General features: G+C 65.4%; 8 protein-coding genes. 1 reads left to right on the top strand and 7 read right to left on the bottom strand.

The window, feature by feature from the left end; all coding sequences use genetic code 11:
- The 4 genes from Uis4E_RS01455 to Uis4E_RS01435 all read right to left on the bottom strand — a co-directional run.
- On the bottom strand, positions 1-819 hold an 819-nt coding region (locus Uis4E_RS01455), incomplete at its 3' end, for an FHA domain-containing protein (RefSeq protein ID WP_165784798.1).
- Positions 820-1030: 211 nt separating this feature from the next.
- Complete coding sequence (gene rplL, locus Uis4E_RS01450) at positions 1031-1411, bottom strand: 50S ribosomal protein L7/L12 (RefSeq protein WP_101621482.1); 381 nt, start codon at positions 1409-1411, stop codon at positions 1031-1033.
- 129 nt (positions 1412-1540) lie between these two features.
- Positions 1541-2062, bottom strand: coding sequence for a 50S ribosomal protein L10 (rplJ, locus tag Uis4E_RS01445; RefSeq protein WP_034527148.1), 522 nt, complete (start codon positions 2060-2062; stop codon positions 1541-1543).
- Positions 2063-2848: 786 nt separating this feature from the next.
- Positions 2849-3652: a hypothetical protein gene (locus Uis4E_RS01435; RefSeq protein WP_101621480.1), complete on the bottom strand. Its 804-nt coding sequence runs from the start codon at positions 3650-3652 to the stop codon at positions 2849-2851.
- Positions 3653-3896: 244 nt separating this feature from the next.
- Between Uis4E_RS01435 and Uis4E_RS01430 the strand changes: the two genes are divergently transcribed.
- Positions 3897-5291 carry an NCS2 family permease gene (locus Uis4E_RS01430; RefSeq protein ID WP_101621479.1) on the top strand — a complete coding sequence of 465 codons (1395 nt, stop codon included), beginning with the start codon at positions 3897-3899 and terminating at the stop codon, positions 5289-5291.
- A 712-nt stretch (positions 5292-6003) separates the two neighbouring features.
- On the opposite strand, the gene pstB is transcribed toward Uis4E_RS01430, so the two are convergent.
- From pstB to pstC, 3 genes are all read right to left on the bottom strand, one after another.
- Positions 6004-6783 carry a phosphate ABC transporter ATP-binding protein PstB gene (pstB, locus tag Uis4E_RS01425; RefSeq protein WP_034527981.1) on the bottom strand — a complete coding sequence of 260 codons (780 nt, stop codon included), beginning with the start codon at positions 6781-6783 and terminating at the stop codon, positions 6004-6006.
- 185 nt (positions 6784-6968) lie between these two features.
- Entirely contained in the window at positions 6969-7967 is a 999-nt protein-coding gene (gene pstA, locus Uis4E_RS01420) for a phosphate ABC transporter permease PstA (protein ID WP_101621478.1), read from the bottom strand.
- Complete coding sequence (pstC, locus tag Uis4E_RS01415) at positions 7967-8920, bottom strand: phosphate ABC transporter permease subunit PstC (RefSeq protein ID WP_101621477.1); 954 nt, start codon at positions 8918-8920, stop codon at positions 7967-7969. Before pstC ends, pstA begins: the two co-directional genes overlap by 1 nt.
- Between the last annotated feature and the right edge of the window lie 124 nt (positions 8921-9044).

Genomic DNA, 9044 nt, shown 5'->3' with positions numbered 1-9044 from the left:
CGGCAGGCCCGGGTCGATCGCCTTGACTACGTGCAACGGCACCGAATCCGCGGGAGGCTCCTGCGCGGCGGGCGTGCCGGCGGCGGCCGCGGAGGCCGGATCGGCCGTCGCGCCGGACGCGGCGACGGGCGCGGACGCCGCCGGCGTGACCGGCAGGTCGGTGCGCGAGTCCGCTTCGGAGAACACGATCGGCGGCTTGTCGTCCTCGTCATCGTGCGCGTTGACCGCCGACGTGACCTGCGCGTACGTGAGCGGCTCGATGTCGGCGATGCGTTCGAGCGGCGAACCGGCGGCAGCGTGACGCGCATGCTGCGCGTTGAAGACCGCGGTCGGCTCCCCCGCACGCAGATCGAGGATCTCGTCGACGGACATGTCGGCGGCGTCCGGCTCCTGACGAACCGTCGTGGACGCGGAATAGTCGAACAGGTTCGGCACTTCGGGCTCGGGGGTCGTGTCCGGTTCGATGCGGACGAAGTCGACCGGCACGTCGCCGAACTGGATGCGCATCGGCGAGGAGGGCAGCGGCACGTCACGGCCCGCGGGCAGGCGCATGAGCTCCGCCTTCTCGGTGACCACGTAGGAGCCGTTCGTCGAGTTCAGGTCGCGCAGCACCGCGCTTCCGTCCGCCGCCACGGAGAACCTGGCGTGACGCTTCGACATGGATTTGGTCGCGTCGTCGATCTCCAGACGGGCGACGCCCCCGTCCGGCAGCGGACGCAGCGGCTTGCGGCCGATTTCCAGGCTTTCGCCCGGGCGCACGTTCACCTGGTCCCCGCCCGCGACCTTCAATCGCCACTGGCTCGCCGTCTGCTCACTCACCGCGCGGCCTTCCTTTCTGATGATTTCACGCACTATTTCCTATTGTGTCATGCCCCGGTGCATTTGTTCGCATTATCGTCCGACGAATCGACAGAATCTCTGCTTAGACACCCTCGGAATACGGGAAACCCCGCATCCGGAAACGGGTGCGGGGTTCCTGCACGAAACAACGTGCGAAGCTGGTAATGAGCGGCCTTCCCGACCGCGTGCATTACTTGAGCTCGACGGTGGCGCCAGCGGCCTCGAGCTGCTCCTTGGCCTTCTCGGCGTCTTCCTTCTTGGCCTTCTCGAGGACGGCCTTCGGAGCGCCGTCGACGAGGCCCTTGGCCTCGGCGAGGCCCAGGTTGGTGATGGCGCGGACGGCCTTGATGACCTGGATCTTCTTGTCGCCGACGGCGGAGAGGATGACGTCGAACTCGTCCTTCTCCTCCTCGGCCGGGGCGGCGGCACCGGCAACGGCGGCGACGGCGGCGACCGGGGCGGCGGCCTCGACGTCGAACTTCTCCTCGAAGGCCTTGACGAACTCGGAGAGCTCGACCAGGGTCATCTCGCCGAAGGCTTCCAGCAGCTCATCGTTGGTGTACTTAGCCATTATGGCTTCCTTTCGATCTTTGGCGACGGACTGGATTGAAGAGGTGTGCCCGTCACCTAAAAACTTGGTTTCTTTTCAGTTATGACCGTTCGGTTCACGCGGCGGGGACGAACCCCGACCAGGCATGAATCAGGCGGCCTTCTCCTGCTTCTCGCGCAGCGCATCGATCGTACGCACGGCCTTGGTCGGCAGAGCGTTGAACAGGTACGCGGCCTTGGACATCGTGGCCTTGATGTCGCCGGCGAACTCGGCGAGCAGCTGCGGGCGGGACTTGAGATCCGCCAGCTTGGTGGCGCCTTCAGCGTCGTAGACGGTGCCATCGGCATAGCCGCCCTTGATGATGAGGGCTTTGTTCTCCTTGGCGAAGTCACGGATGGTCTTCGCAGCCTCGATGAAGTCGCCCTTCACGAAGGTGATGGCGGTCGGGCCGGCGAGAATCTCGTCGAGACCCTCGATGCCCGCTTCCTTGGCGGCGATGCGTGCCAGCGTGTTCTTTGCCACAGTGTAGGAAGTATCGCGGCCTAGCTTTTCACGCAGATCGGAGATCTGCGGAACGGTAAGCCCGCGGTACTCGGTCAGGTAGACCGCGTCAGCATCACGGAACTGAGCCGTAAGCTGAGCGACCACCGCTTCCTTTTCGGGCCTCTTCATGGCGTTCCTTCCTAAGTCGGCCGTTGACTTGAGGTTCGGGGCGCCTCGCCGGGCAATAAAAAAGCCCTGCGCGCAGGCAGAGCAACATAAGGCCGTTTCCGGCTCACCCGTAAATGGGCTTATATCTCTCAACCTGCGTTGGCTCGGCATGCCGAACTTCGAAGATGCACTCGCGCGCACCTCAACCAACGGTCTGTGGTTTACGAGTGGATAAATTACGTGGGGTCGCGGACATATATGGACACGGCGTGTCGCCGTGACAATCCCCTGCCTCGCGACTGCCGCCGCTCGGCCGGACCTATGGACGGTCCACCGGACCGTCCACCCACGGCCCGGCAGCGTGTCGCCGTGACAATCCCCCACCTCACGGCTGCCGCCGCTCGGCCGGACCTATGGACGGTCCACCGGACCGTCCACCCACGGCCCGGCAGCGTGTCGCCGTGACAATCCCCCTGCCTCACGACTGCCGCCGCTCGGCCGTCCGTCTCGCTCCCGCTGGCGGGAGCTGGCCGCCGAAGGCGGACTGAGGGTGGTATCACGATGCCCGCGACCACCCGACCACCCCCAGTCGGCTCCGCCGACAGCCCCCGCCAGCGGGGGCGAAATCCGAGCGGTCACTTCACTACCACCCCGTGCAATCGACAGCCCCCGCCAGCGGGGGCGAAATCCGGGCGACCACTTCACTACCACGCCGCGCAATCGACAGCCCGCCGGCGGGGGCGAAATCGAAACCCCTCCGATTTGGTCATGGCTACTGCCCAGCCTCATCGGGGCGGGATAACGGCGTCAGATCGTGGCGGCGTATTGGGCGACGGAGGCGGCGACCTCCTTGAGATAGTCGAGGGAGCGACGCCAATGGCCGGGGACCTCGATCGAATGGTTCGCGTCCGGATACTCGTGCACGTGCGGGGTCAACGCGTCCGCGCGCGCACGGTCATAGAACGGATCGGCGGTGCCGGCGCATACGAGCGGCGCCGGACCGGGATAGCGCGACGTGCGCCACCGTTCCAGCTCCGCCTCGCCGCCCGCGAGCGCGGCGGCGTCGCCGTCGACGACCGCGCGCGCGACGCCGACCGCCGGCGCGTCCTGCTCCGCCATGATGTCGTCGCCGACGCGCGGCACCGGGATGACGCGCGCGGACGGGTCGAAGTCCGCATGATGCAGCACCGGCGTCAGCAGCACGAACGGCAGTCCGTAGCTCGTGGCGACGTGCGGATAGGTCATCGTCGTCAACGATTTGCCGATGAGCAGCAGCCGCGACGACGCGCCGGACGCCGCCGGACCGGCGTCCCCGGCGTCGGCCGCGGCGCGCGTCTTCGCCGCGTCGGCGCGCGCGGACGCCACCCACCCGTCGATCGCCTTGTTGAGGACCGGAATCACCGTCGACAGGTCGTCGGACGCGTTGCGCACATTCATACGGTCCACGCGCCAGCCGTTCTCGACGAGCGCCTGCGCCGACCAGTACAGCAGCGGACGGTCGCAGTTGTAGCCGGTGCCCGGCATGAGCAGCACGCGGCCGCGCTCCTCGCCCGGCCTCACCGCGTTCTTCTTCCAGCTGCGGATCGACACCTCGACGGCCGTCTTCCCCATGATGCGCTCCTCTCCCCTGCCGTATCGTCCTCACGCCGGCGAACGTGCGCCGGCGACGGCCCCTTCCATCATGCGGGACCGTGCGTTCCGCGCCCCAGTCTAGCCCCGCCGCCGCCGAAGCCCGGCAATACGCCCGCGCTATAATCGGCACGGATCCGGCCCGGGCATGGCCCGCGGCGGACGAGGCGAGTCGCGATTCTCGCCGGAGGCATGACCTCCACACAACCCAAGGAAAGAAGAGAATATGGAGAAGTTCTTCCATCTGAAGGAGAACGGCACGACCGTCTCGACCGAGATTCTGGCCGGTCTGACCACGTTCTTCGCGATGGCGTACATCATCGTCGTCAACCCGCAGATCCTGTCGTCCACGGGCATGCCGTGGGGCGGCGTCTTCCTCGCCACGATCATCGCGGCGATCATCGGCACGCTCGTCATGGGCCTGTTCGCCAACGTGCCGTACGCGCAGGCGGCCGGCATGGGCCTCAACGCGTTCTTCACGTACACCGTCTGCTTCGGCCTCGGCTTCACGTGGCAGGAGACGCTGTGCATGGTGTTCCTGTGCGGCCTGATCAACATCCTCATCACCGTCACGAAGATCCGCAAGATGATCATCATGGCGATCCCCGAGCAGCTGCAGCAGGCGATCGGCGGCGGCATCGGCCTGTTCGTCGCCTACGTGGGCATGCTCAACGTCGGCCTCATCACCTTCACCCCGAAGGACACGAAGGCCGCCGGCAAGGGCCTCGCCACCGCCGCGACGCCGGGCCTCGCCACGTTCAACACCCCGGTGCTGTGGGTGTTCCTCATCGGCCTGCTGCTCGCCGTCGTGTTCACCGTGATGAAGGTCAAGGGCGGCATGCTGCTCGCCATCATCATCACCACGATCGTCGGCATCCCGTTCGGCGTGACCAACTTCGGCTCCTCGCAGTCCCTGTCGCAGACGTTCTCCGAACTGCCGACCACGTTCGGCGCGATCTTCACGCCCGAAGGCTTCCCGGCGCTGTTCTCCGACCCGGCGAAGCTGCCGCTCGTGATCGTCACGATCTTCGCGTTCTCCATGTCCGACACGTTCGACACGCTCGGCACGTTCCTCGGCACCGGCCGCCGCACCGGCATCTTCTCCCTTGAGGACGAGAAGGCGCTGGAGAACGGCTCCGGCTTCTCCTCCAAGATGGACAAGGCCCTGTTCGCCGATTCGATCGCCACCTCCATCGGCGCGATCTGCGGCACCTCGAACACCACCACCTACGTGGAGTCCTCCGCGGGCATCGCGGCGGGCGGCCGCACCGGCCTGACCTCCGTGGTCGTCTCCATCTGCTTCGCGCTGTCGATCTTCTTCGCGCCGGTCATCTCCGCCGTGCCGTCCGCCGCGACCGCCGGCGTGCTCGTCATCGTCGGCTGCATGATGGCCGCCTCCCTGAAGGAAGTGGACTGGACGAACATCGAGGACGCGATCCCGGCGTTCTTCGCCACCGCGTTCATGGCGTTCTCCTACTCGATCTCCTACGGCATCGCCGGCGGCTTCATCATGTACTGCATCGTGAAGACCTGCAAGGGCAAGGCCAAGGACGTCCACCCGATCATCTGGATCGTGGCAGCGCTGTTCGTCATCGACTTCGTGTGCATGGCGATCCTGTGATCGCGTGACCGCATGGTCGGCCGATCACGTGGTGGCCGCCGACCGGTTCATCATGGTGTGGACCCCGCTTCGGCGGGGTCTTTCCATATCGGCGCCGTCTCCCGTCTCCCCGGCGGAAACACCCGTTATCCGCTCTTTACAGCGTCAAATGGACGGTTTGAGGGCCCCTGAACGGGTGTTTAGCGCTGTAGAAACCGGATAACGGGTGTTTGGTACGGGGTGTTTGGCACGGGTGTTTGGCACGGGGACGGACACCACATAACATGGTCCGGCAGTGGAAGCCCGTCCGATCAGCCACGGCGATGTCCTCTCTCACCGGCCAGCGACCCCCATGCGTTTCGCCAGGAGACAGGAACCACCTCAGCGAAACACAACGGACACCCTGAGCCCCATCTGCTTCACCAGGAACCACTCCAGCGAAACACAACGGACACCCGGCAACGCCGACGCGTCGCAGGCACCACCCAGTGAAACAAGACGGTCACCACAACACCCATACGCCTCGCCGAGGGCCCTCCCACCGAAACGAAACGGATAACCTGAGCCCCACCTGCTTCACCAGGAACCACCCCAGCGAAACACAACGGACATCCGGCAGCACCGACGCGTCGCAAGCACAGTCCAAAGCAACAGGAAAGCCCCGCTTCGTACAGCGATGCGCATGTACGAAGCGGGGCTTCCCTATGCGACGACGGCTATTCGCGTCGCGCGATCAGCCGAAGCGGCCGGAGATGTAGCGCTCGGCCTCTTCGTTCTGGGGGTTGTTGAACATCGTGGTGGTGTCCGCGAAGTACTCCAGATGGCCGGGCTCGCCGACGGCCTTCAGGTTGAAGAAGGCGGTGAAGTCGGCGATACGGGCGGCCTGCTGCATGTTGTGGGTGACGATGACGATGGTGTAGTCGTCCTTGAGCTCGTTGATCAGATCCTCGACGGCCAGGGTCGAGATCGGGTCGAGGGCGGAGCACGGCTCGTCCATCAGCACGACCTGCGGGTGGACGGCCACGGCGCGGGCGATGCACAGACGCTGCTGCTGGCCGCCGGACAGGCCGATGCCCGGGTTGTCGAGACGGTCCTTGACCTCGTTCCACAGGTTGGCGCCGCGCAGGGCCCACTCGACGAGGTCGTCGGCGTCGGACTTGCTCAGGTGCTTGTTGTTCAGGCGCACGCCGGCGAGCACGTTCTCGCGGATGGACATCGTCGGGAACGGGTTCGGACGCTGGAAGACCATGCCGACGTCACGGCGGACGGAGACCGGGTCCACGTCCTTGTCGTACAGGTTCTTGCCTTCGAGCAGGACCTCGCCCTCGACGTGGGCGCCGGGGATGAGCTCGTGCATGCGGTCCAGGGTGCGCAGCACGGTGGACTTGCCGCAGCCGGACGGTCCGATGAACGCGGTCACCTTGTTCGGCTCGATGTTGATGTTCACATCCTCGACGGCGAGGAAGTCGCCGTAGTAGATGTTCTCGTGGTTGACGTCAATGCGTTGTCCCATGATGATTTCCTTTTGGTTTGCTTACGATGCGTTACGTTTCGCGGGGGTGACACCCCTCAGTCGGCTTCGCCGCCAGCTCCCCTCAAGGGGAGCCGAGGGAAGAGGATGACTACTCAGGCGGCCACCCAAGCCGAGTGAAGAGGATGACACCACTCGGGCGGCCACCCGAGGTAGGGGCGTGGACCTCAGCGCTCGGTCTTGACGGCGAAGACCTTGGCGACGACGCGGCCGATGAGGTTGAGGACCAGCACGATGATGATCAGCACGAGGGCGGCGGCCCAGGCGCGTTCCATCGGGATGGTCGGCACGCAGGCGGAGGTCGCGTGGACCGGGCAGTTCGCGTTGAGTTTCGAGTACTCCTGGTAGACGAACACCGGCAGGGTGGTCATCTGTCCGGAGAACAGGTTCACGTTGGTGCTGGAGATGTAGCCGGCGGTCATGAGCAGCGGGGCGGTCTCGCCGATCACTCGCGCGATGGCGAGGATGCAGCCGGAGACGATGCCCGGCAGGGCGGTGCGCAGCACGATCTTGGTAATCGTGCGCTGCTTGGTGACGCCGAGGGCGAGCGAGGCTTCGCGCAGGTCGTTCGGGACGATCTTGAGCATCTCCTCGCAGGACTTGACGACGGTCGGCAGCATGAGCAGCGACAGTGCGACGGAGCCTTCGAAGCCGTTGATCGTACCGGGTCCGAACACGATGGTGAACATCGAGAAGGCGAACAGGCCGGCGACGATGGACGGGATGCCGCTCATCACGTCGACGAGCAGGGAGATCGTCATGGCGAGCTTGCCGCCGTGCGCGTATTCGACGAGGTACACGGCGCACATGATGCCGATCGGGATGGAGATGACCATGGCGCCGCCGGTGATCTCCAGCGTGCCGATGATCGCGTGGACCACGCCGCCGTAGCCGCCGGACGGGGTCGGGTTGCCGCCGACCACGCCGGTCATGTTGTAGGACAGGAAGTTGAGGTTCAGTCGCTTCAGACCGTTGACGATGGTGGTCCACAGCACGGAAATCAGCGGCAGGCAGGCGATGACGAAGGCCAGGCCGATCAGGCCGGTCATGAAGTAGTCCTTGCGCTTGCGGGCGTTCTCCGAGGAGCGGGTCGGACGGAACTTGTCGAAGTCGATGACGGGCGCGCCGTCGAGGTTCTTCTTCTTGGTCGCGGTTGCTTCAGCCATCAGACGCTCGCTTTCTCGGTGATCTTACGGGCGGCGTAGTTGACCACGAACGTGATGAGGAACAGGATCAGACCGGTTCCGATCAGCGTGGAGACGCCCAGATCGTTCGCTTCGGGGTACTGCGCGGCGATGTTCGCGGCGATGGTCTGGTTCTGCGAGGCCTGCAGCAGCTTGATGGAGTAGGTGAGGCCCGGGGACAGGATCATCAAGACGGCCATCGTCTCGCCGAGGGCGCGGCCGAGGGCCAGCATGGAGGCGGACACGATGCCGGACTTGCCGAACGGCAGCACGGCCAGCTTGATCATCTCCCACTTGGTGGCGCCCAGACCGTAGGCGGCCTCCTGCTGGAGGGTCGGGGTCTGGAGGAAGATGTCGCGCGACATGGAGGTGATGATCGGCAGGACCATGACGGCCAGGACGACGGCCACGGTGGCGACGGTGCGCTGCGGGTTGGCGGCGGGACCGGCGAACAGCGGGATCCAGCCGAGGTAGTGGGCCACCCAGTTCCAGAACGGGTAGATGGCCGGCACGAGGATCAGGCCGCCCCACAGACCGTAGATGACGGAGGGGATGGCGGCGAGAAGGTCGACCACGTAGCTCAGGCCCGTGGCGATCTTCTTCGGCGCGTAGTGCGAGATGAACAGGGCGATGCCGATCGAGATGAAGAAGGCGATCAGCAGGGCGAGGATGGAGACGAGCACGGTGCCGAAGAGCAGCGGGAGCACGTAGCCCCAGAAGCTGCTGGTCTTGCCGCCGGTGAAGCTCGAGATGGTGGCGCTGTTGGCGGACTGGTCTCCGCCGATGAGCGGCCACGCGCGGAAGAAGAGGAACAGGAACACGGCGGCGAGCACGACGAGGATCAGGATGCCGCAGGCATACGCGATGCCTTTGAACACCTTGTCCGCCGTTTTGCCGCCGGCCGGCTGCATGACCGGTGTGTCTTGCGAACTCACGGATTCTCCTTAGTGGAAACTGGTGCGTTGTGTGGATGATTCGGCCTGTTGCGGGGCGGAATCGACGGGAATCGACATCGTTGCGGAACCGGCTGTGAGCCGCAGCCGTTCACACGACTGCGGC

Source organism: Bifidobacterium parmae (genome assembly GCF_002860365.1).
Classification (GTDB): domain Bacteria; phylum Actinomycetota; class Actinomycetes; order Actinomycetales; family Bifidobacteriaceae; genus Bifidobacterium; species Bifidobacterium parmae.
This window is presented reverse-complemented; position numbering and strand designations above follow the sequence as displayed.